Origin of the sequence: Crossiella sp. S99.2 (genome assembly GCF_023094165.1) — a bacterium.
GTDB lineage: Bacteria > Actinomycetota > Actinomycetes > Mycobacteriales > Pseudonocardiaceae > Crossiella.
Genome location: NZ_JALMDK010000004.1, coordinates 22941 through 45316 on the forward strand (window position 1 = coordinate 22941; position 22376 = coordinate 45316).

At 71.0% G+C, this 22376-nt stretch carries 19 protein-coding genes; 7 read left to right on the top strand and 12 right to left on the bottom strand.

What is annotated here, in order from left to right; genetic code table 11:
• Window positions 1–23: 23 nt before the first annotated feature.
• The 3 genes from MZC64_RS15855 to MZC64_RS47825 all read right to left on the bottom strand — a co-directional run bounded on the left by MZC64_RS15855 (window position 24) and on the right by MZC64_RS47825 (window position 2969).
• On the bottom strand, window positions 24–692 hold the full coding sequence (locus MZC64_RS15855; RefSeq protein ID WP_247757472.1) for an A24 family peptidase: 669 nt from the start codon (window positions 690–692) through the stop codon (window positions 24–26).
• Between the two features lie 1267 nt (window positions 693–1959).
• Window positions 1960–2412, bottom strand: coding sequence for a PTS glucose transporter subunit IIA (locus MZC64_RS15865; RefSeq protein WP_185007021.1), 453 nt, complete (start codon window positions 2410–2412; stop codon window positions 1960–1962).
• Entirely contained in the window at window positions 2409–2969 is a 561-nt protein-coding gene (locus MZC64_RS47825) for a glucose PTS transporter subunit EIIB (protein WP_308301013.1), read from the bottom strand. Before MZC64_RS47825 ends, MZC64_RS15865 begins: the two co-directional genes overlap by 4 nt.
• Between MZC64_RS47825 and MZC64_RS15875 the strand changes: the two genes are divergently transcribed.
• From MZC64_RS15875 to MZC64_RS15890, 4 genes are all read left to right on the top strand, one after another.
• On the top strand, window positions 2850–3653 hold the full coding sequence (locus tag MZC64_RS15875) for a GntR family transcriptional regulator (protein ID WP_247757474.1): 804 nt from the start codon (window positions 2850–2852) through the stop codon (window positions 3651–3653). The genes MZC64_RS47825 and MZC64_RS15875 overlap by 120 nt on opposite strands.
• A 13-nt stretch (window positions 3654–3666) precedes the next feature.
• The gene (locus MZC64_RS15880) at window positions 3667–4941 is read left to right on the top strand and encodes a PTS transporter subunit EIIC (protein WP_247757475.1); all 1275 of its coding nucleotides are present in this window, start codon (window positions 3667–3669) and stop codon (window positions 4939–4941) included.
• A 27-nt stretch (window positions 4942–4968) separates the two neighbouring features.
• Complete coding sequence (locus MZC64_RS15885) at window positions 4969–5247, top strand: HPr family phosphocarrier protein (RefSeq protein ID WP_247757476.1); 279 nt, start codon at window positions 4969–4971, stop codon at window positions 5245–5247.
• A gap of 160 nt (window positions 5248–5407) precedes the next feature.
• Window positions 5408–6196, top strand: a complete 789-nt coding sequence (locus MZC64_RS15890) for an SGNH/GDSL hydrolase family protein (RefSeq protein WP_247757477.1) — start codon at window positions 5408–5410, stop codon at window positions 6194–6196.
• 35 nt (window positions 6197–6231) lie between these two features.
• On the opposite strand, the gene MZC64_RS15895 is transcribed toward MZC64_RS15890, so the two are convergent.
• The 7 genes from MZC64_RS15895 to MZC64_RS15925 form a co-directional block, all read right to left on the bottom strand.
• On the bottom strand, window positions 6232–7134 hold the full coding sequence (locus MZC64_RS15895) for a shikimate dehydrogenase (RefSeq protein WP_308301014.1): 903 nt from the start codon (window positions 7132–7134) through the stop codon (window positions 6232–6234).
• On the bottom strand, window positions 7121–8311 hold the full coding sequence (gene mltG / locus MZC64_RS15900; RefSeq protein ID WP_247757479.1) for an endolytic transglycosylase MltG: 1191 nt from the start codon (window positions 8309–8311) through the stop codon (window positions 7121–7123). The genes MZC64_RS15895 and mltG overlap by 14 nt, the downstream gene beginning before the upstream one ends.
• Window positions 8308–8820 carry a Holliday junction resolvase RuvX gene (gene ruvX / locus MZC64_RS15905; protein ID WP_247757480.1) on the bottom strand — a complete coding sequence of 171 codons (513 nt, stop codon included), beginning with the start codon at window positions 8818–8820 and terminating at the stop codon, window positions 8308–8310. Before ruvX ends, mltG begins: the two co-directional genes overlap by 4 nt.
• 70 nt (window positions 8821–8890) lie before the next feature.
• The gene (alaS, locus tag MZC64_RS15910) at window positions 8891–11572 is read right to left on the bottom strand and encodes an alanine--tRNA ligase (protein WP_247757481.1); all 2682 of its coding nucleotides are present in this window, start codon (window positions 11570–11572) and stop codon (window positions 8891–8893) included.
• An 82-nt stretch (window positions 11573–11654) separates the two neighbouring features.
• On the bottom strand, window positions 11655–12209 hold the full coding sequence (locus MZC64_RS49115; RefSeq protein WP_374205748.1) for a hypothetical protein: 555 nt from the start codon (window positions 12207–12209) through the stop codon (window positions 11655–11657).
• Complete coding sequence (locus tag MZC64_RS15920; protein ID WP_247757482.1) at window positions 12206–12619, bottom strand: DUF948 domain-containing protein; 414 nt, start codon at window positions 12617–12619, stop codon at window positions 12206–12208. Before MZC64_RS15920 ends, MZC64_RS49115 begins: the two co-directional genes overlap by 4 nt.
• Window positions 12620–12852: 233 nt before the next feature.
• Window positions 12853–14184, bottom strand: a complete 1332-nt coding sequence (locus MZC64_RS15925) for a replication-associated recombination protein A (protein ID WP_282105480.1) — start codon at window positions 14182–14184, stop codon at window positions 12853–12855.
• A 119-nt stretch (window positions 14185–14303) separates the two neighbouring features.
• On the opposite strand from MZC64_RS15925, the gene MZC64_RS15930 reads away from it, so the two are divergent.
• Together MZC64_RS15930 and MZC64_RS15935 are read left to right on the top strand one after the other, a co-directional pair.
• Window positions 14304–14900, top strand: a complete 597-nt coding sequence (locus MZC64_RS15930; protein WP_247757484.1) for a uridine kinase — start codon at window positions 14304–14306, stop codon at window positions 14898–14900.
• 257 nt (window positions 14901–15157) lie between these two features.
• Window positions 15158–16789 carry an alkaline phosphatase gene (locus MZC64_RS15935; RefSeq protein ID WP_247757485.1) on the top strand — a complete coding sequence of 544 codons (1632 nt, stop codon included), beginning with the start codon at window positions 15158–15160 and terminating at the stop codon, window positions 16787–16789.
• 65 nt (window positions 16790–16854) lie between these two features.
• On the opposite strand, the gene MZC64_RS15940 is transcribed toward MZC64_RS15935, so the two are convergent.
• Window positions 16855–20436, bottom strand: coding sequence for a S8 family serine peptidase (locus MZC64_RS15940; RefSeq protein WP_247757486.1), 3582 nt, complete (start codon window positions 20434–20436; stop codon window positions 16855–16857).
• Window positions 20437–20544: 108 nt separating this feature from the next.
• Here MZC64_RS15940 and MZC64_RS15945 point away from each other — a divergent pair, with 108 nt between their 5' ends.
• Window positions 20545–21294: a metallophosphoesterase gene (locus MZC64_RS15945; RefSeq protein ID WP_247757487.1), complete on the top strand. Its 750-nt coding sequence runs from the start codon at window positions 20545–20547 to the stop codon at window positions 21292–21294.
• Here the strand turns inward: MZC64_RS15945 and MZC64_RS15950 are convergent.
• Entirely contained in the window at window positions 21275–22372 is a 1098-nt protein-coding gene (locus MZC64_RS15950; RefSeq protein WP_247757488.1) for an alanine--glyoxylate aminotransferase family protein, read from the bottom strand. The genes MZC64_RS15945 and MZC64_RS15950 overlap by 20 nt on opposite strands.
• Between the last annotated feature and the right edge of the window lie 4 nt (window positions 22373–22376).

Here is a 22376-nt window from a genome sequence, read left to right on the forward strand (position 1 = left end):
CACGATCCTGCCATGTCAGCCCACTAGCCCAGGACTCCGCCCTGCCCCGCCAGAACCGTGACCAGCCAGGTCGCGGCCAGCAGCCCCGGCCCGTGCGGCACCCCGCGGTGCACGGGCGGCGCCCGCACCCGTAGTCGCCGCACAAGATCAGCGATCACGGTCACCACTCCCGCCAGCACGGTGACAACGATCAGCGCAGGCCAGGACACCGCGGCAGCCAGCCCACCCACACTGGCGGACAGTTTCACGTCACCGGCCCCGAGTGAGCCTGGGCTGATCAGGTGCACCGCGAGGTGTGTGAGGAAGAACAAGGCCGCGCCCAGTCCCGCCCGTACCGCCATCCCACCATCCGGTCCGAGCACGGCGGCCAGCGTGATCAGGGCCGCGAACACCGGCACCGCGGAGAGCGTGAACAGGTCGGGCAGCCGTCGGTGGCGGAGGTCGACAGCCGCCAGTGGGACGGCCAGCCACGCGAGCATGACCGGAACCGGCAGCCAGGCCCAGCTCAGCAGGCCGGCGCCGGCGAGCCCGGCGGGGATCGCGGTCAGCACGGCGGTGGTCGGGACGAGCCAGGGCGGCGGGAGGGCTGTTCCGCGGGGAAGTCTGCGGAGCAGGGCGCGGGCGGAGGTTCCGGCGAAGGTGCCGACGAGGGCACCGAGAGTGAGGGCGAGGAATGCGGGGAGGTGGGGCATGGCATTGATGCTGCCATATTCGATGCGGACGTCTTGACCAGAATCCGTCACACGAAGGTGGGTATTTGGGGAGGGCGTTGGCTGATTTCACTGTTAGCGAACTGAGCTGCGGGTTGTGGATAACTGGAGCCTGTGGATTGACGATTTGCAGAATTCCCGGGGGTGTTGGATAGATTGGAAATGGGGGGTCCCCCTCGCGCGCGGGCGATTGTGAGAGGGCAGGCGAGGGCGAGGGTTTTCTGGGGGTTGGCGGGAGCTGCTGGGGTTGGGCGTGGGAGGGGGCTGGGGGCCCAGAGAGCTGCGGCAGGAGCTGGGTTGGGGGCAGGGCAGGGGCTGGGTTGGAGGCAGGCAGGGTCGGCGGCGGGTTGCGAACGACAGGGCTGCAATGGGCTGCGGTTGGGGCAGGCAGGGGGCTGACAGCGGGTTGCGAGCGCCAGCGCGGCGGCGGGCTGCGGTTGGGGAGTGATGGTTGGGGACGGTCGTGGGGATGTGGCGACGGAAGGCGGCTGGGATCTTGGTCGGGAGCCGCAGCGAAAGACGGTGGTGACAGGCGCGTAGTGGCGCGGGAAGCGGCGGCAGGGTGCGAGCAGCGGCAGGCGGACGAAGCAGGCTAGCGAGACAGACAGGTAGGCGGGGCGGGCAAGTAGGCGGGGCAGGTAAATAGGCGGGGCGGGCAGGACCGGCGGGCAGGCGAGCGGAGATGACGGCGGGCTCGGGGCGACGGCTGGGTGGGAAAGTCGTGGTGAAGGAAGACAGCGGTGGGACGAGAAAAGCAGTGGCGGGCAAGCCGTGATGTGGAGGGCTTCCAAGGAAGAAGCGCGCGAAGGTTGACCGGGCGGGCGCTGAGGAGAACTGGGTGCCGGCGCGTTGTGCGATCCGGAAAAGAGCGACCAGCCCTGAGACCGGGGTCCGAGTTCGGTCACTTGTGGACGACTCGTGTGGCAGGGCCTGAGGCAGTGCAGTCAAGCCGCGGCCACCGCGGAGTTGAAGCGCAGGTGGCAAGGCAGGAGGACTGGGCTTGAGTTCCGGGATATGGGGACCGAACCGAAGGACGATGCTGTTTTAATCGGGCCGAACCAGTCCCAGACAAGATCGGAATACCGAGCATTCGAGAGACCCGGCTGACGCGCCTTAGCAACAGAAGCCAACGCCAGAAAGCCGACAAAGTGACGTCAAACGTCAGAGAAATTGCCTGCACGCGCAAGATTGCCGAGCCATTCGAATGGCCGCTCTCAGCTCAGGAAAGTCCGAGAGCGGCCCTCGCGTTTCAGTTCCAGCTGAACAACGCCTCGCCCGCGGTGACCGGGCCGGGCTCGCGCAGGTCGGACAGCTTGTCCGCCGGGGCGTCCAGGGCGACTACCGGGCAGACCGGGGAGTAGCCGGTGGTTTCGATGTCGGCCGGGTTCCAGGTGATCATGGGCTGGCCCGCGCGGACCTTCTCGCCCTTGACCACGTGCTGGGTGAAGCCCTCGCCCTTGAGTTTCACCGTGTCGATGCCCAGGTGGACCAGGACCGCGATGCCGTTGTCGGTGGCCACCACGTAGGCGTGCGGGTGCAGGGTCACCACCGTGCCGTCGACCGGGGCGACCGCCTCGCCCGCCTCACGGGCCGGGTCGATCGCGAGACCGGGGCCGACCATGGCCTGGGCGAAGACCGGGTCCGGCACCTCGCTCATGGGCACGACCGTGCCGGTCACCGGGGACAGGATCGTCAGGCTCACATCAGGTCCTGGATGTCGTCGTACAGGTTGTCCGCTTCCGGACCCACCACGACCTGCACCACGGTCCCCTGCTGCATCACCCCGTGCGCGCCCGCGGCCTTGAGCGCCGCCTGGTCGACCTTCCCGCCGTCGAGCACCTCACACCGCAAGCGGGTGATACACGCCTCGATCTCCTCGATGTTGTCCGCTCCGCCGAGCCCGGCGAGAATCGCCGCCGCCTTGTCCGCCACCGTGACCTCCTCCAACTGTGCCGTTCGATCCGCGGTGTGCGGATGCTGCCACCAGGGCGACACGAAGCCATAACGGCCGTTGACACCCGTCGCGGTCGCGGAGCATCCTCCCGCACTAACTGGTTTAGACCGGACCGTACCAATCCGCGGGCGGCGGGGCGAGACGGTGGTCCACGAGAAGGACCGGACAGCGACAAGGAGGTGTGCGTGGCCGGCAGCAGCAACATCGAGGACCCGTTCCTCGGACCGGCGGCACGCCTGGTGGAGGGACCGACCCCCAAGCACGCGCAACTGCGCGAGATCCTGCGCCGACTCGCCGAGGAGCACCTGCCCCCCGGCTCCCCGGTGCCCTCGGAACGGGATCTCGCCACGCACTACGGGGTCTCCCGGCTGACCGTGCGCGAAGCGGTCGGCCAGCTCGTCACCGAGGGCCTGCTCAGCCGGGTCCGCGGCAAGGGCACGTTCACCGCGCGTCCGCGGGTGGAGGCACAGCTGCACCTGGCCTCCTTCACCGAGGACATGCGGCGCCGGGGCATGGAACCGGCGACGGAGGTACTCGACTTCGCCGAGGTGGTCCCACCGGAGAACACCGCGGCGGCGCTGGGACTGCGTCCGCACGAGCCCGCGTACTGGCTGTTCCGGCTGCGGCTGGCCAACGGCACGCCGATGGCCGTCGAACGTGGCTGGTACAACCCGCGCGAGGTGCCAGGGCTCCTCCAGCAGAACCTCTCCCGCTCGCTGTACGGCCTGCTCGCCGACACCTATCGGGTGCAGTTGGACCACGGCCGGCAAACGGTCCTGGCCGACGGCGCCGATCCCGCCACCGCACGGCTGCTGGGTGTCCGGCCCGGCAGTCCGGTGCTGGTCTTCCGCCGCGTCTCCACCTGTGGTGGGCGGCCGGTGGAGGACATGACCTCGTGGTACCGGGGCGATCTCTACCAGGTGACCATGCAGCTCGACCGGAACCTGCCCGGTTCCGGCTCCCACCCCGACCCGGGAGGTACCCGATGAGCGAGGAGCGGTCATGAGCGCCACTCCAGCGACCGGCGGTCGCGAAGTGAAGGGCCTGGCGACACTGCAGAAGCTGGGCCGCAGCCTGATGCTGCCGATCGCGGTGCTACCCGCGGCCGGTCTGCTCGCTCGCCTCGGCAGCGACGATCTACTCGGCTCGTTCTCCTGGTTCAAGGATGCCGCCGCGGTCATCGCGGCCGCCGGTAGCGCCATCCTGGACGGGCTGCCGTTGCTGTTCGCCGTCGGTGTGGCCATCGGGTTCGCCCGCAAGTCCGACGGCTCCACCGCGCTGGCCGCGGTGGTCGGCTACCTGGTGATGCAGGGCGTGTTCAAGGCCCTCTCCCCCGTCGTGCTGGGCAAGGCGGCGGAGGGCGCGAAACAACCGCTGGTCGACTACAAGGTGCTCGGCGGCATCCTGGTCGGCGTGATCGCCGCGTTGCTGTGGCAGAAGTACCACCGCATCAAGCTGCCGCCGTACCTGGCCTTCTTCGGCGGTCGCCGGTTCGTGCCGATCCTGTTGTCGGTGGTCATCGCGGTCCTCGCGGTGCCGCTGGCGCTGATCTACCCGTACTTCAACGACGGCCTGACCTGGCTCGGCCAGCAGATCACCGCCAACGTGATCATCGGCGGCGGCGCCTTCGGTGTGCTGAACCGGCTGCTGCTGCCGCTGGGTCTGCACCACATCGTCAACACCACCGTGTGGCAGGTCTTCGGCGACTTCACCGACGCCACCGGCAAGGTCGTGCACGGTGACTACAACCGGTTCCTGGCTGGCGACCCGAGCGCGGGCACCTTCCTCACCGGCTTCTTCCCGATCATGATGTTCGCCCTGCCCGCGGCGGCGCTGGCCATCTGGCACACCGCCAGGCCCGCGCACCGCAAGCTGGTCGGCGGCATCATGCTCTCCGCCGCGCTGACCGCGTTCCTCACCGGCGTCACCGAGCCGCTGGAGTTCGCGTTCATGTTCGTCGCGTGGCCGCTCTACATCATCCACGCGTTGCTGACCGGTGTGTCCCTGGCACTGGTGAACGCGCTGGACATCCATCACGGGTTCTCGTTCTCGGCGGGCGCGATCGACTTCTTCCTCAACCTCGGTCTGGCCAAGAACCCGTTGGGGCTCGCCGCGATCGGCCTGGTCTTCGCGGTGGTCTACTACTTCCTGTTCAGGTTCGTGATCACGAAGTGGAACCTGGCGACCCCTGGTCGCGAGGAGGACAACACGGCGATCGACCCGAGTGCGGCCGCCGACGCCGAAGAGGACAAGAGCGCTCGGGCCAAGAAGGCCTGAGCGGGCACTACCAAGGAGGAGAAGGACATGCCGGAACTGCGGGTCACGGTGGCCAGCCGGGTCGGTCTGCACGCACGGCCCGCGGCCGTGCTGGCCAAGACCGCGGCGGAGCAGCCGGTGGCGGTCACCATCCGCAAGGAGGGTGGCGAGCCGGTGGCCGCGGCCAGCGTGCTGGGGTTGATGACCCTGGGCGCCATGCACGGTGACGAGGTGGTGCTCGCCGCCGAGGGCGAGGGCGCCGAGGCGGCCCTGGCAGCAGTGGCCGCACTCATCGACACCGACCTTGACCAGGAGAAACCGGCCTGATCACGCTCCTCTGACCAGCCCTGTGGACAAGCCGCGCGCGGTTGTCCACAGGGCTGGTCGTTGTACACGAAGGGGTCAAGCAGACCCTGGCGGCTCGCGAGCGGGGCGAGCCGGGTGGTACTCCGGAATGGCACGTTCCCTCGCCATCCCTGGAGTCCCCATGCGTTTCCTGCTCCCCTGTCTGCTCGCCCTCACCGCCCTGCTGTTCGGCCAACTGCCCGCGTCCGCGGCCGCCGGCGGCGACTACGTGGCGCTGGGCGACTCCTACGCCTCCGGAGTCGGCGCCGGCGGTTACGAACGCGGCAGCGGCGCGTGCAGACGAAGTCGCCATGCCTATCCACAGCTGGTGGCGAAAGCCTTAGCCCCCAGCGCTTTCCACTTCCCGGCCTGTTCCGGCGCGTCCACTGTGGACGTGCTGAACCAGCAGCTGGGCGCGCTCGGCGAACGTACCTCGCTGGTGACGATCACGGTCGGCGGCAACGACCTCGACTTCACCGACGTGATGACCACGTGTGTCCTCAGTGGAGACTCGGGGTGCAAGCGCCGGGCGGATCGGGCCGCGGCGTTCGTCCGGGACGAACTGCCCGCCCGGCTGGACCGCGCCTACGCCGCGATCCTGGCCAAGGCACCGAACGCCCGGCTGCTCGTGCTCGGCTACCCGCGGCTGTTCGAGGCGAAGTCCTGCTCCGGCGGGCTGAGCGCGGCCAAACGCGCGGCGCTCAACGCGGGCGCCGACCTGCTCGCGGACACCACCGCGGCCAGGGCCAAGGCCGCCGGGGCGCGGTATGTGGATGTGCGGGACCGGTTCGCCGGACACGGCATCTGCGGCTCGCCCAGCTGGGTCAACCCCCTGGTCTCCCCCACCACGGATTCCTTCCACGCCAACAAACTGGGGCATGCCCAGGGGTACACGCCCGCGGTGCTGGAGAGCGGCTTAGCCGGTACCTGAGCGGCGGGCGCGGGCCGCCCGACTGCTCACCCGTGCTATAGCGGGAGTTCCAGCAGGTTGTCCGTGGCGGCGCGCAGGGCCGTGCGCATGGCTTCGCGGGGAGCCGGTTGGCCGGTGAACTGCTCGCTTTGGCCGAAAGCCTGGTGCAGCAACATGTCCAGGCCGGTGGCCAGTCGGTTGCCGCGGGCCAGGACCGCGGTGGCCAAGGGTGTCGGGAACGGGTGGTAGATCACGTCCAGCACGCAGGGTGCGGCGGCCAGGGCGGTGGCGTGCGGCTCGGTGGCGGCCGGGGGCACGGTGCTCACCAGAACCTGGGTGTTCGCGGCTAGGTGGGCGAGGTTCGCCTCGGAGAGGAGGATTGTCTCGGTTTTCAGGCCCACCCGGGCGGCGCAGTCCACGGCGTCGGTCGCGCGGGCCGGGTCGCGGACCGCCAGGGTCAGTTCGGTCAGGCCCAGTTCGGCCAGGGCGACGATCGCCGCCAGGGCGGTGCCGCCGGCGCCGAGGATGGTGGCGTGGCCGTGGCTGAGGCGGGTGATGCCGCCGGCGGCGCGCAGGGCGCCGGTGACGCCGTCGACGTCAGTGCAGTCGGCTCGCCAGCCCTGCTCCGGCAGTGGGGTCAACGTGTTGGCGGCGCCGACCAGGCGGGCTCGTTCGGTGGCCTCGGTGGCGAGGTCCAGGGCGAGGCGTTTGCCGGGCATGGTCACCGAGAAGCCGGCCCAGGGTGGATCCGCCTGGGTGGCTTCGGCGAGCAGGGCGGGCAGGCGTTGCTCGTCGCACTCGATTCGCTCGTAGTGCCAGCCGGTCAGGCCGAGCGCGGTGAAGGCCGCGTTGTGCAGGACGGGCGAGAGCGAGTGGGCCACCGGAGCGCCCAGGATCGCCGCTCGACGCGGCGCCCCTGCCCGGTGTGGGTCTGCCCGGCGTGGGTCAGTAGGCGCCACGGGCGATGGCCTCAGTGCGGTTCTGGTTGTGCTGGGCGTTGGTTTCGGCGAAACAGGAGGTGCCGTCCTTGTAGCACTTGACGAAGAAGATCCAGTTCCCCGCCTCGGGCTTGGTCGCGGCCAGGATGGCCTCGGTGCCGGGTGAGGCGATGGGGGTGGGCGGCAGGTTGGTGTTGGCGTAGGTGTTGTACGCGCCTGCGCGGTCCCGGTCCTCCTTGCTGGTACGCACCAGCGGGCGGTCCAGGGCGTAGTTGATGGTGGAGTCCAGCTCCAGCTTCATGTCCTTGGCCAGGCGGTTGTACAGCACCCGGGACACCTTGGCGAAGTCCTTGGTGATGCCCTCGCGTTCGATCAGGGAGGCGATGACGAGCACGTCGTAATCACTGAAGCCGGTGTCTCTGGCGATCTTGGGCATGCCCACGGCCTGGAGCCGGGTGGCCGAGGTGCTCAGCACCGACTTGAGCAGCTCCTCGGGTGAGGCGCCTGGCTTGATGTCGTAGCGGCCCGGCACGATCAGGCCTTCCAGGCGGTGCTTGGGGTCGGCCTTGGTCACGCCGCCGATGGCCCAGTCGGGCACGCCGATGGCGGCGGGGTCGGCCTTCTCCATCACCTGGCGGATGGCGTCGGCGGTGACGCAGGTGTCCTTGCCGTTGACCTTGGCGCAGCTGGCCTCGGCGATGCGGGACAGGATGCCCGGGTTGACCTTGTTGTCGGGCTGCTTGGTGTCGTAGAGCTGGTAGCCGCCCTTGACCTCGAAGTCGCCGACGCGGGCTTCCTTCTCCAGCAGCCGGGCGCCCGCGGTGGCGCCGGACATCTTGATCTTGAGGAGGTAGTAGCCGGGCTGGACGCCACCGAGCTTGGAGTTGGCCTCGGCGGCCTCGGTGTAGGCGCGGGCGCTGGCGACCACGCCGGCGTCGGCGAGGGTCTTGCCGGTCTTGGAGATGGTGCCGGCCTCGATCTGCACGACCACGTCGGACTCGCCGGAGCCCTCGTAGTCGTCGTAGGAGCCGAGGCCGATCAGCTCCAGGGCGCCCATCCACACGCCGACGCCGATGACCACGGCGGCCACCCCGGCGCCGATCAGCAACTTGGTGCGCTTGGCCTTCTTGTCACGGGCCGTGCGCTCCTCGGAGGAGTGCTGCCCCTCGTCGAACAACCCGAGATCGTCGCTGCTCACCGATTCTCCTCGCCGCGTGCGGCCACCGCGTTGGCTCTGGCGTCCAGCCAGGACTGCAGGATCTCCACGGCGGCCGCCTGGTCGATGACGGCACGCTGCCGCTTGCCCTTGACGCCGCGCTGACTGAGCATCCGCGCGGCACTGACGGTGGTGAGGCGTTCGTCGGTCAGCCGGACCGGCACCGGCGCGATGCGCTCGGCGAGCCGGTCGGCGTAGGCGGTGGCGGTCTGCGCCGCGTCGCCGTGCCGGCCGGCCAGGGTCCTGGGCAGGCCCACGATCACCTCGACCACCTCGTGTTCGCTGACGAGGGCGACCAGCTCGTCCAGGTCCCGGCCGGTCTTCTCGTCACGCGACAGGGTAACCAGCGGGGTGGCGAGCATGGGGGCGGGATCGCTCAGGGCGATGCCGACCCGGACCGAGCCGACGTCCACGGCGAGCCGCCGCCCCGGGCCCACGTCGTGGGCGCCGGGGCGGTCAGGCTGACGTGCGGGCTGGTCAGCGCCGGTCACGAGCCGTCCGTCTCGCCGGTGGGCGGGATCGGCGGCCCGGCTGGCAGTGGCCCGGCTGGCAGTGGCCTGGTCACGATCCGCCCAGGCTGCGGTGCAGGGCGGCGATGGCGGCGGGCACGCCGCCGGGGTTGTCGCCGCCGCCCTGGGCCATGTCGGGCTTGCCGCCGCCGCGGGCGCCCAGTTCGCCGGCGAAGCTCGGCACGAGCTTGCCCGCGGCGTGGCCGAGGTCACGGGCGGCGGAGGTGGTGGCCAGCACGAAGGCGACCTTGGCGGCGTCCGGGTCGACCGAGAACAGGGCGACCACGCCGGGGCGGTTGCCCAGGCGGTTGCGGACCTCGGTGGCCAGGGCGCGCAGGTCGCCGGCTGGCACGCCGTCGGGGATCTGTTCGGCGATCACGGACAGTTCGCCGAGCTGGATGGCCCGGTCGGCGATGTCCCCGGCGGAGCGGAGCACCTCGCCGACGCGGAGCTGCTCGATGGTCTTCTCGGCGGCCTTGAGCTTGGCCAGCACGCCGGAGATCCGTTCGGGCAGTTCGGCGGCGGGCACCTTGAACTGGTCGGCGAGCTGGGTGACCAGGAGGTGTTCCTTGTTGATGTAGCGCACGGCGTCCATGCCGACCAGGGCTTCGACGCGGTGCACGCCGGAGCCGATGGAGGCGTCGCCGACGAGCTTGACCACGCCGAGCTGGGCGATGTTGCGCACGTGCGTGCCACCGCACAGCTCACGGGAGTACTCGCCCATGTCGACCACGCGCACCGAGTCGCCGTACTTCTCACCGAACAGGGCCATGGCGCCGAGTTCGAGGGCCTTGTCCATGGTGGTGGTGAACGACTTCACCTCCACGTCCTCCTGGAGGTAGGCGTTCACCTCCTCCTCGACCTCGGCCAGCACCGAGGAGGAGACCGGGCCGGGGGTGGTGAAGTCGAAGCGCATCCGGCCGGGTGAGTTGAGCGAACCGGCCTGGGCGGCGCGCTTGCCGTAGGCGCCGCGGACGGCGGCGTGCACCAGGTGGGTGGCCGAGTGCGAGCGCTGGATGGCGTTGCGCCGGGCCACGTCGACCTCGGCCTCGAGCACGTCGTCCAGGCCGATCTCGCCGGAGACCACGGTGGCGCGGTGCACGAACAGGCCGGGCACGCTGCGCTGCACGTCGGAGACGGCGAGTTCGGCGCCGGCGCCGAGCAGGCGGCCGGTGTCGGCGATCTGGCCGCCGCCCTCGGCGTAGAAGGGGGTGCGGTCCAGGACGAGTTCGACCTCGGTGCCCGCGCCGGCCTTGGCGACCGGCTGGCCGCCGACGAGCAGGCCGACGACGCGGGCCTGGCTCTGCAGGTCGGTGTAGCCGAGGAACTCGGTGGGTCCGTGCTGTTCCAGCACCGAGCGGTACACGGTGAGGTCGCCGTGCCCGGTCTTGCGGGCGGCGGCGTCGGCCTTGGCGCGGTTGCGCTGTTCGGCCATGAGGGTGCGGAAACCCTCCTCGTCGACGGTGAGGCCCTGCTCGGCGGCCATCTCCAGGGTGAGGTCGATGGGGAAGCCGAAGGTGTCGTGCAGCTGGAAGGCCTTGTCGCCGGGCAGCTGGGTGCTGCCGCCGGAGCGGGTTTCCTGGGCGGCGGTGTCGAAGATCTTCGAGCCGCTGGAGAGGGTGGCCAGGAAGGCGTCCTCCTCGGCGCGCATGACGGCGTCGATGCGGTCGAAGTCGGTCTTCAGCTCCGGGTAGGAGGGGGCCATGGCGTCGGCGACGACCTGGGTGAACTCGCCGAGCACCGGCTCCTGCACGCCGAGCAGGCGGATGGAGCGCACGATGCGGCGGAGCAGGCGGCGCAGCACGTAGCCGCGGGCCTCGTTGCCGGGGGTGACGCCGTCGCCGACGAGCATCACGCCGCTGCGGGCGTGGTCGGCGATGACCCGGAAACGCACGTCGTCGGTCTGGTCGGCGCCGTAGCGGCGGCCGGAGAGTTCCTCGGCCTTGGCGATGACCGGGCGGATCAGGTCGGTCTCGTAGACGTTGGGCACGCCCTGGAGCAGCATGGCCACCCGCTCGATGCCCATGCCGGTGTCGATGCTCTTGGCCGGCAGGTCGCCGAGGATCGGGAAGTCGGTCTTGCCGGTGCCCTCGCCGCGGAGGTTCTGCATGAACACGAGGTTCCAGAACTCCATGTAGCGGTCGCCGTCGGGCTCGGCGCCGTCACCCTGGTCGATGAACTCCGGCCCGTACTGCGGGCCGCGGTCGATGAGGATTTCCGAGCACGGGCCGCAGGGGCCGGGCACGCCCATGGACCAGAAGTTGGGGCCCTTGCCGAGGCGGATGATCCGGGACTTGGGCACGCCGATCTTGTTGTGCCACAGGTCGTATGCCTCGTCGTCGTCCTCGTAGACGGTGGTCCACAGGACCGACTCGTCCAGGCCGTAGCCGCCTTCGGAGGCCGGCTTGGTGACCAGCTCCCAGGCGAGCTGGATGGCGCCGTCCTTGAAGTAGTCGCCGAAGGAGAAGTTCCCGGCCATCTGGAAGAAGGTGTTGTGCCGGGCGGTCTTGCCGACCTCGTCGATGTCCAGGGTGCGCACGCACTTCTGCACGCTGGTGGCGGTCGGGGACGGCGGCGGGGCCTCGCCGAGGAAGAACGGCTTGAACGGCACCATGCCGGCGTTGACGAACAGCAGGTTCGGGTCGTCCAGGATCAGCGAGGCGCTGGGCACGACGCGGTGACCGTTGCGTTGGAAGTGGTCGAGGAACCGCTGGCGGATGTCATGGGTCTGCACGAGATGTCCTAGGTGTGGCTGCGCGCCGGGGCGCGGGGTTGACGGGTGGTCGGCGGGGGCGGCGAAGGGCAGGGGCGTGGGCTCAGCCCTCCGCCCAGCGCGCTCGCCGGCTCCCCTCCGATCCGCTCCGTGGCGCCTCGTCCAGACCGGTCAGCCAGCCGGCGTCGTCGGCGCGGTGGGCGCCGGTGTCGCGACTGTTCTGGGCGCGGGCACTGGAATCCCGGCCGCCGGTGCCGTGGCCGCCGGAGTCGCGCGCGCCGGTGTCCCGGCCGCTGGAGTCCCAGCTACCGGTGTCGCGGCTGCCGGTGTCCCGGGCGCCGGTGTCGCGGCTGCCGGAGCCCCGGGTGCTGGTGCTGTGGCCGCTGGTGTCGCGGGCCGGGCGGTTGCGCCTGCGCGAGCGGGAACCGAGGGGTTCCTGGGCGCGGGCGACCACGTCGGCCAGTTCGTCCTCGCGTTCGGTCATGCCCGCGCGGACGTCAGCCCCGAAGGAGCCGACAGCGCCGGCCAGCTCGCGCACGGCGTCGCCGAGGTTCTCCGCGATGCCGGCCGGAGTGAGCTGCTTGGTGGTGGCGGTGGCCTTGCGGGCGATCGCCACTCCGGCAGCGACCCCGAGGCCGAGCCAGAACAGCCGCCTCATCGCTTACCACTCCTGCGGGAGCGCCGGGAGTGCCGTCCGGTGGGCTCCATGGCGGCGGTGCGCTTACGCCGGGCACGCAGCGCCTTGCTCACGCCGTAGGAGAACGCGGCGGCCTTGACCAGCGGTCCACCCAGCGTGGCGGTGAACAGGGAGGTCAGCGCGGAGACGTTGCCGCTGACGGCGCGGGCGTTCGCGGTGATCCCGTCCACCCGCTCCAGCTGGGTGTTGACGTGGTTGAGGGTGGTGTTGGCGCCGGTGAACAACGGATCGGTGTTCTCGTGCGCCTTGCGGATGGCGATGGTGGCCTCGTCCAGCGTGCGGCCCAGCTTCAGCAGCGGGATCGCGAGCAGCAGCACCAGCAGCACGAAGGCGCCAGCCGCGACCAACGCGGCAATCTGCCCTGGTGACACGAGCCCTCCATGCGTTGTCGAAGTCGGTGTTTCCCCGAAGAACATGTCACAGCGCCACGACGGGAGGGCCCACGCGCGGTCACGCAGGTCTTCAGGCGTGTCGCAGGCGCTGTGGATGATCGGGGACAGGCTACCGCGCCGGTGTCGTGGACCTCACGCCGGTTACTGCTGGGGTGACTCGGCGGCCGTCGCCACGCGCAGCCCGGTGCGGGTTGGCGGGCGTGGCCGGGTGGTCAGGGCTGTTCGCCCCGGATCATGCGGCGCAGCTTGGGCACCCGGTCGGCCAGGACTCGTTCGGCGCCCCGGTCGACGGGTTCGTAGTAGTCGACGCCGATCAGGTCGTCGGGCGGGTACTGCTGGGTGAGCACGCCCTCGGCGACGTCGTGCGGGTACAGGTAGCCCTGGGCGTTGCCGAGTTTGGCCGCGCCCGCGTAGTGGCCGTCGCGCAGGTGTGCCGGGACGGGGCCGGTGGCGCCCTTGCGGACGTCGGCCTGGGCGGCGCTGATGGCGAAGTTGACCGCGCCGGACTTGGGTGCGGTGGCCAGGTGGATGGTGGCCTGGGCCAGGGCGAGGCGGCCTTCGGGCATGCCGATGAGTTGCACGGCCTGGCTGGCGGCGACCGCGACCTGCAACGCGGTGGGGTCGGCCATGCCGATGTCCTCGCTGGCGTGCACGACCAGGCGGCGGGCGATGAACCTCGGGTCCTCGCCGGCTTCGATCATGCGGGCCAGGTAGTGCAGGGCGGCGTCGACGTCGGAGCCGCGGATGGACTTGATGAAGGCGCTGGTGACGTCGTAGTGCTGGTCGCCTTGGCGGTCGTAGCGGACGGCGGCCTTGTCCACGGTGGCCTCGACGGTGGCCAGGCTGATCTCGGTGGCGCCGGTGCTGGCGGCGGCGTCGGCGGCGGCTTCCAGGGCGGTCAGCGAGCGGCGGGCGTCGCCTGCGGCGAGGCGGACCAGGTGGTTCTCGGCGTCGGCGGCCAGGGTCAGCGTGCCGCCGAGGCCACGCTCTTCGGTGACGGCTCGGCGGACGACGGTGCGGATGTCGGAGTCGGTGAGCGATTTGAGTTGCAGCACCAGGGAGCGGGACAGCAGTGGGGAGACGACGGAGAAGAACGGGTTCTCGGTGGTGGCGGCGACCAGCAGCACGGTGCGGTCCTCGACCGCGCCGAGCAGGGCGTCCTGCTGGGTGCGGGAGAAGCGGTGCACCTCGTCGATGAACAGGACGGTGGACTCGGCGGTGCGGCCGAGCCTGCGTTTGGCCTCGCCGATGACCTCGCGGACCTCCTTGACCCCGGCGTTGAGCGCGGACAGCGCCACGAACCGGCGGCCGGTGGCCAGCGAGACCAGGGTGGCCAGGGTGGTCTTGCCGGTGCCGGGCGGTCCGTAGAGCAGCACCGAGGCGGGGGCCGCGCCCTCGACCAGGCGGCGCAGTGGGGCGCCGGGGCCGAGGAGGTGTTGCTGGCCGACCACCTCGTCCAGGGAGCGCGGGCGCATGCGCACCGCCAGGGGCGCGTTGGCCGTCAGGTGTTCCTCCGCTTTCTCCTGGGCTTCGGCCGCGAACAGACCGCTTTCGTACAGACCGTCGTCCACGTGCGGGACGCTACCCGGCAAGGCTGACAGTTCCGGTCAGTGGTGTGCGAGGATCAGTACCCGTGCCGTCACCTGCCGTTCAGCTCTGTGTCGTGTTGCTCGCGGGTCCTTCCGGATCGGGCAAGTCCCACCTGGCCGCCGAACTCGGCTGGCCGGTGCTCAATCTCGACGACTTCTACCGCGACGGCGACGACCCGGCGATGCCGGTGGACGAGTCGGGTCGCGCGGACTGGGACCACCCGGATTCCTGGAACACCCAGGCCGCGCTGAACGCGATCGTCGAGCTGGCGGGCACCGGGGTGGTGCAGGCGCCGGTGTACTCGATGAACGAGGACCGGCGGGTGGGCACGCACGAGATCCGGGCGGACGGCCCGTTCTTCCTGGCCGAGGGCCTGTTCGCGGAGCGCCTGGTGGCGGGCTGCCGGGCGGCGGGGGTGCTGGCGGACGGGATCGTGCTCGCGCCGAACCGCCTGGTGACCTTCGTGCGCCGGTTCGCCCGGGATGTGGCCGAGGCGCGCAAGCCGTGGCCGACGCTGGTGCGGCGGGGGTTGCGGTTGCTGCGGGAGCAGCCCGGGGTGGTGGCCAGGGGGACCTCGGCCGGGTTGCGCGCGCTCACGCCCGGTCAGGCTGTCGAGCAGCTCACGGCGCTCGCGGCGGCTCCGGCCGAATCGCTGGCGCGGGTGAGCTGAGGCGCTGGCGGAGCTTCGGGCAGCGGCGGGCTGGGCTTCGGCGGGCAGCTGGCCGAGCGTCGTTCGGTGACGGGCTGGGCCTCGGCCGGCGGAGCCCCGGTCGGCGGCGGGTTGAGCCCTGATCGGTGGCGAGCCGGGTCCCGGCTAGCAGCTGGTTGACCGGGTGCGACACCGTAATTCGACCGGCTCCTTACCGGCGGATGAACACCTGAACGGCCGCCTTCTCGACCCGGCCCGGCCACGCCAGAGTGCTGAACATGAATCATCCTCTGGACCGGCGGGCCGTGCTGCGCGCCACCGGAGCCGCGGCCCTGGGTGTGGCCGCTGCGACTGCTCTGCCCACCACGAGTCTGGCCGCTGCCGCTGACGTCCCGGTTTTCGGGCACGGGGTGGCTTCCGGTGATCCGTTGCCCACCGGCGTGCTGCTGTGGACCCGGGTCACGCCCACCTCCGAGTCGACGCCGGGGTCCGGTGTCGGCCCCGAGGTCGAGGTGCGCTGGGAGGTGGCCGTGGACGCCGGATTCGGCGTGCTGGCCGCCACCGGGGTCACCAGCACCGGCCCGGCCCGCGATCACACGGTCAAGGTCGATGTCGGCGGCCTGTCCCCGGCCACCGACTACCACTACCGGTTCACCGTCGGCGGCGTCCGGTCCCCGGTCGGCCGCACCCGCACCGCCCCGGCCACCGACGCCGCGGTGTCCCGGCTGCGGTTCGGGGTGGTGTCCTGCTCGAACTGGCAGGCCGGGTACTTCGCCGCCTACCGCTACCTCGCCGAACGCGGTGACCTGGACGCGGTGCTGCACCTGGGCGACTACCTCTACGAGTACGAACCAGGCGGTTTCCCGGTCGGCGCCTACGTCCGGCCGCATATGCCGCCGCGCGAAATACTCAGTCTCGCTGACTATCGGCAGCGGCACGCGCAGTACAAGACCGACCCGCACCTCCAGCGGCTGCACGCGGCCTGTCCCTGGATCACCACCTGGGATGATCATGAAGTGGCGAACGACGCCTGGTCGGGTGGGGCGGGCAACCACACCCCGGGCGCCGAGGGCGAGTACGCGGCGCGCAAGGCCGCGGCGCACCGGGCCTACTTCGAGTGGATGCCGGTGCGTAACGCCGGGGACCGGCTCTACCGGCGGCTGCGTTTCGGCAAGCTCGCCGAGCTGACCATGCTCGATCTGCGCACGCACCGGTCACAGCAGGTCAAGGCGCTCTCCGGGGAGGTGGACCGGCCGGATCGGACCATCGCCGGGACCGAGCAGCTGCGCTGGCTGATCGACGGCCTGGTCGGCTCGACCGCGCAGTGGAAGCTGGTCGGCACCTCGGTGATGATCACGCCGACGCTGATCCCGCCGCTGCCCGCGGAACTGCTCGGGCCGCTGCTGAAGCTGCTCGGCCTGCCCCAGGAAGGCGGGGCGGTGCTCACCGACCAATGGGACGGTTACACCGCCGATCGGCGCAAGGTGCTGAAAGCCTTGGCGGACAACAAGGTCAAGGACACCGTGTTCCTCACCGGCGATGTGCACTCCTCCTGGGCGGCGGACATCCCGGCGGACGCGGGCCTGTACCCGCTGAGCCCGTCCCTGGCCACCGAACTGGTGTGCACCTCGGTCACCTCGGACAACATCGACGATGTGCTCAAGGTGCCGCCGCGCACCGCCTCGGTGATCGTGGAGAAGGCGATCACCGGGCTGAACCGGCACATCAAGTGGGTGGAGTACGACTCGCACGGCGCCTCGGTACTGGAGATCACCCCGGCGGGCACCCAGATGGACTGGTACTACCTGGCCGACCGGACCAAGCCGGACAGCGCGGTGCGGCACGGCCGTTCGTTCCTGGTCAAGGCTGGGACGCAGCGGGTGCAGTCAGTGACGAATCCCCTGGTGTGACCCCGTTTGATCCCAGCAGGACCCGGGGGCCGCTGTCTCCCGCGACAGCGACCCCCGGTCCTCGCTCAGCCCACGCGGTAGGCGCGGACCAAGGTCTCGGTGACCGAACCGCCGTCGGCGTCGATCGCCTTGGTACGCAAGGAAACAAACCCACTGGCCGGGTTGGTCACCTTGGCGGTCCAGGACTTCCCTGCGGGCAGCACCGGGACGGGATGCCAGGTGGCGCCGTCGTCGGTGGAAGCCTCCATGGTCACCGCCACCGCGCCCCGGCCACCCGATCCGGCCTGGTGCGGGGCGTTGACGGCGAAGGCGAACTCGCCCGGCTTGGCCCGGTTGGCCAAGTCGAGGGGCAGGTCATAGCGGATGTCCAGCAACGGCAGCGAAGTCTCCTTCGCCGTCTGTCCACTGTGGACCTTCCAGGTGGCGCTGGACTTCGTGCCCAGGTCCACCCCGGGCAGCGCGCGACTGCCCTCGGCGGTCAGCTCCAGGAGCTGGCGCCGCTCGGGCACGTCCACCGTGGCGATGCCGGGGACGTCACTGCCACCGAGGCGTTTCCCGTTGGCGGACAAGGAGGTGCGGCCCTTGTCGAAGTCCGGGCTGAAGTACCCCGACGCGGGCAGGCCGCCGGATTGGGAGAACATCGGCAGCTCGACCCGCACCTTGTCGCCGGTGCGGGTGATCGCGGGCCGGTGCAGCTCCGGGCCGAACGGCCCAGTGAACAGCGACTGCTTCACGATCTGCCCGGCGCGGAAGGTGATCGGCAGGGTTTCCTGGATGCCGTAGGCCGCGCGCTCGGTCTGGCCCAGCGCCGCGCCGGTGATCCAGTCCAGGCCCGGCGTGTAGTACACGTCGAGTTCGGCGGGCACCCGGACCGGGGCGACCGAACCGAACCACATGCCGCCCACCTGCACGTTGGCCTGTACCGCGGTGGGCAGTTCGCCGGTGCCGGGCTGGGCGATCCGGGTGCGGGCCTTGCCGAGGTCCTTGGCCGCGTGCAGCCAGTCGATCCCGTCCGGCAGCCGCCCGGTGACGCGGTCGTGCAGCACGTACAGGCTCGGCGAGTTGGCGATGCCGCGGACGGTGACACTGCCACCGGGCTGAGCCCGCAGCGCAGCGCTGGCCTCGCCGTAGACGTTGATCACCGGGCCGGGCCACTCGGGCCGGTACTCGGCGCCGGCGTCGTCCAGGATCACCCCGGCCGCACCGGCGGCGAACGCGGCGGCGACCCGCCGGTTGATCTCCACGGTGGGCTGGCGGCCGGGCTGCATCAGCGCGAACGCGCCGCGCACCTCGACCTTGGCGATCTCCTCCGGGGTGCCGCCGCCGGTGTCGGCGACCTTGGCGGTGCGCTCACCGCGGAAGCCCAGGGGGTTCAAGTCCCTCGGGTTCAGTTCGCGGTCGCCGAGTTTGGCGGAGAGCAGCGGCCGGTTCCAGGAAGTGTTGCTGTACAACACAAGTCCGGGCGCGGGCGCGCTGGGCAGCACGAACTCGCGCCCCGGCTTGGACAGCATGGCCACCCCGGCGCGTTGCTTGCCGGGCAGGTCGGAGAACACGCCGACCTCGTGGCCGAGCTGGAACGGGGTCTGCACAGCTTGGGGATCGTCCACCCGCACGTTGATCGGCTTGGCCTTGCGGCCGTCCAGGACGATCTCGGTGTCCCGGTCGACGGTGATCTCCTGCACCAGTTTGACCCGGTCGGTGAACACGCCGTTGGGCAGGCCGGGCGGGTATTCGGTGTCGATCACCTGGCCGATCACCCGGTACCGGCCGGCCGGCACGCCTTCGCTGCTGTTGTGCAGGATCCTGGCCTTTCCGGTGTCCAGGTTCTGCAGCACGAGCAGGGTGAACGCGTCGGTTTTGCCCTGGTGGCTGAAGGATTTCACGGTGACGATGTGGTCGGCGGGGCGGCGTTCGGCGACCACCGAGGTGCGCAGCTGCACGCCGTCGCCGGTGGCGGTGAGCCGGGCGCCGACCAGGCCGGTGGCCTTGGTGAAGTCGGCGGTGACGGTGACCTCGGCCGAACCCTTGGCCGGGACGGTGACCTGTTTGGCGTCGGCGGTGAGCAGGCCGCCGTGCGCGGGCAGGTCCAGTTTCAGGGTGACCGGGCGGTCGGAATCGTTGCTGTAGCGCAGTTTCCGCTTCGCCGGCTGTTCGCCGCCGGTGGGCACGCTGCCCATGGACAGCGAGGCCGGTTCGACCCGCACCCGCTGCTGGTGCGCCCGCGCCAGGTCCAGTCTGCCCACGCCCTGACCGAAGACGTCAACGCCGTGGAGCGGGGTGGCGGTGCCCATCAGCGCGGCCTTGAGTTGTTCCCCGGTCCAGCCCGGATTCCGTTGCGCCAGCACGGCCGCGGCGCCCGCGACGTGCGGGGTGGCCATCGAGGTGCCGGAGAGCCGCAGGTACTGCTCGCTGACCGCGAACTGCGGCAGCGTGCCCGCGGCGCGCGCGGCCACGATGTCCACGCCGGGTGCGGTGATATCCGGCTTTGCGGCGTGGTCGAGGTGCCGCGGACCGCGCGCGGAGAACGGGGCGAGCTGCCCGGACTTGGTGCTCGCGGCCACCGTCAGCGCGGCGTCGGCCGAGCCGGGTGACTCGACGGCCTCCTCCGAGCCGTTGTTGCCCGCGGCGATGACGAACAGCGTGCCCTTCTGCGCGGACAGCGTGTTCACCGCCTGGGACAACGGATCCGTGCCGTCGGTGGGCGGGCCGCCGAGGCTCATGTTGACCACCTTGGCGCCCTGGTCGGCCGCCCACTGCATGCCCGCCAGGATCGAGTCCTCGGGGCAGTACTCGTCGCACACCTTGCCGATGAGCAGGTTGGCGTCGTAGGCGATGCCGCGGTACCGGCCCCCGGATGCCTTGCCGGTGCCCGCGATGGTGGAGGCCACGTGCGTGCCGTGACCGTTGCTGTCCTGCACCGGCACGCCCTGGAGGAAGCTCTCCGCGGCGGCGACCCGCCCGGTGAGGTCCGGGTGCTGCTGGTCGTAGCCGGAGTCGAGCACGCCGACCTTGACCCCGGATCCGGTGCCCCCGGCCTGCCAGACCTGGGGTGCGCCGATCACCGCCGCGCTCTGGTCCAGGTTGAGCGAAAGCCTGCGGTTGAGCCAGAACTTGCCCTCGGCCGCCCGTAACGACGGTCCGGTCAGCGAGGCCCAGAACTCCCCGGCGCGCTCGGCCGGCCGGGTCAGCGCGGTGACGCCCAGCGCGGGCAGTTCGCGGGTGACCGTGCTGGCCGCGGGCAGGTCCCGGCGGGCCCTGGACTGCGGCGGCCGGGTCAGCAGCACCGGCAGCACGCCGGTCTCGTCGAACCGCTGCCGCAGCAACTCGGTGACGTCGAACAGGGTCTCGTCCAGGCGGCCCGCGCGCACCAGCGGCAGCGCGTCGGAGGGGTAGACGAACCGGTGCCCGTTGAGGATCACCTTGTGGAAAGCCAGCTCTTCGCGACCGGGACCGGGCCGGACGGTGACCACGTCCTGACCGCGCACCACCACCTGGTCGCCGCTGAGCAGGGTGAGCACGCGTTGCGGTGGTGCGGCGGGCGATGGCGGTTCGGCGGCCGCCGTGACCGGGGTGAGCGCCGCCCCGGCCAGGGCGAGCAGCGCCACGGTCGCGCCCCAACGGCGACCATGACTGAAGTACGTCCCCATGGATGCTCCCTCGTTGGCGAGAACTCCCGTGTTCTCGCTACGCGAACATCTACGACAAACCGGACCGTTAGGTTGCTTGTCGACGAGAAGTTCGTGAGATTGGTGGACATGACACGAGCGGTCGCGGTGCTCTCCGACATCCACGGCGTGCTGCCCGCCCTGGAAGCGGTACTGGCCGAACCGGCGGTGCGCGCGGCGGAGCGGATCGTGCTCACCGGTGATCTGGCCGCCGGGCCGATGCCCGTGGAAACCCTGGATGTGCTGGCGGGACTGGGTGATCGGGCGGTGTGGGTACGCGGCAACGCCGACCGCGAACTGGTCGCCCTGGCCGCCGATCAGACCCTGCCGGTGCCCGACGAGATCTGCCGCTGGGCCGCCCGGCAGCTCCGCCCCGAGCAGCTCACCCGACTCGCCGGACTGCCACACCCGGTCACCCTCGACGTCATCGGCTTCGGCCCGGTGCTGTTCTGCCACGGCACGCCACGGGAGGACAACGAGATCATCCTGGTGGACAGCCCACTGGACCGCTTCGACCAGGCACTGTCCACTGTGGACGAATCAGTGCGCACCGTGGTGTGCGGGCACACGCACATGCCCTTCGCCCGCCTCGCTTCCGGGCGCCTGGTGGTCAACCCGGGCAGCATCGGCATGCCCTACGGCCGGACCGGCGCACACTGGGCCCTCCTGGACGAGGGCGCGATCCAGTTGCGCCGCACCGACTTCGACCTGGACGGTGCCTGCCGCCGGATCACCGCGGAGTCCGGCTATCCGGACGCCGCGGCGTGGGCGGACTACTACCTGCGGGCGCGGGCCACCGACCGGGAGGCCCTGGCGGTGTTCAGCCGAGCAGCGACCTGAGCGCGGCCAGGATCAGCGCGGGCTTGGCCGGGGTGGCGTTGGGGCCCATCAGGCCGATCCGCCAGACCCGGGTGGCGTACTCCCCCGCGCCCGCGCCGATCTCGATGTCGAAGTCCCGCAACAGCCGGGTGCGGATGGTCGCCGAGTCCACGCCCTCGGGCACCCACACGGTGGTCAGCTGCGGCAGCCGGTGCCCGTCCGCGGCGAAGAGTTTCAGCCCCAGTTCGGCCAGTCCGTCCTGCAACTGCGCACCGGCAGCCTGGTGCCGGGCGTGCACCGCGGGCATCCCCTCGGCCAGGATCCGGCCGAGACCGGCGTGCAGCGAGGCGATCATCGCGGTGGGCGCGGTGTGGTGGTAGGTGCGGCCGCCGCCCGCCCCGCCGCTGACGTAGTCGCCGATCAGGCCGAGGTCGAGGTACCAGGTGCTGGGCCGCTCCACCCGGCGCGCCCAGGCCCGTTCGGAGAAGGTGAACGGGGCCAGGCCGGGGGCCACGCCGAGGCATTTCTGGGTGCCGGCGTAGGCGATGTCCACGCCCCACTCGTCGATGTGCAGCGGCATGCCCGCGATGGAGGTGACGCAGTCCGCGATGACCAGGGCCTGGTCGTCGCGGGCGTGCACGGCCTGGGCCAGGCCGCCGATGTCGCTGAGCACGCCGGTGCTGGTCTCGGCGTGCACCGCGGCCACCAGGTCCGGCTTGGGATGCGCGTCGAGGATGCGGCGGATGTCGATCGGGGCGCCCCACTCGTGGTCCACCCGCACCACCTCGGCGCCGTAGCGCGAGGCGACCTCGCACATGCGCACGCCGAAGAGGCCGTTGACGCCGACCACGACCACGGTGCCGGGCCGGACGGTGTTGACGAAGGCGGCTTCCATGCCGATCGAGCCGGTGCCCGACAGCGGCAGGGTGCGCCGGTTCGCGGTGCCCCACACGGTGCGCAGCCGGTCGCAGGTCTCGTCCAGTACGCGCAGGAACTCCGGGTCCAGGTGGCCGAGCAGCGGCGCGGCCAGCGCGAGGGTGGCCTCCGGGTAGGGGTTGCACGGTCCGGGGCCCAGCAGCACACGATCAACCAACGGCATGCGC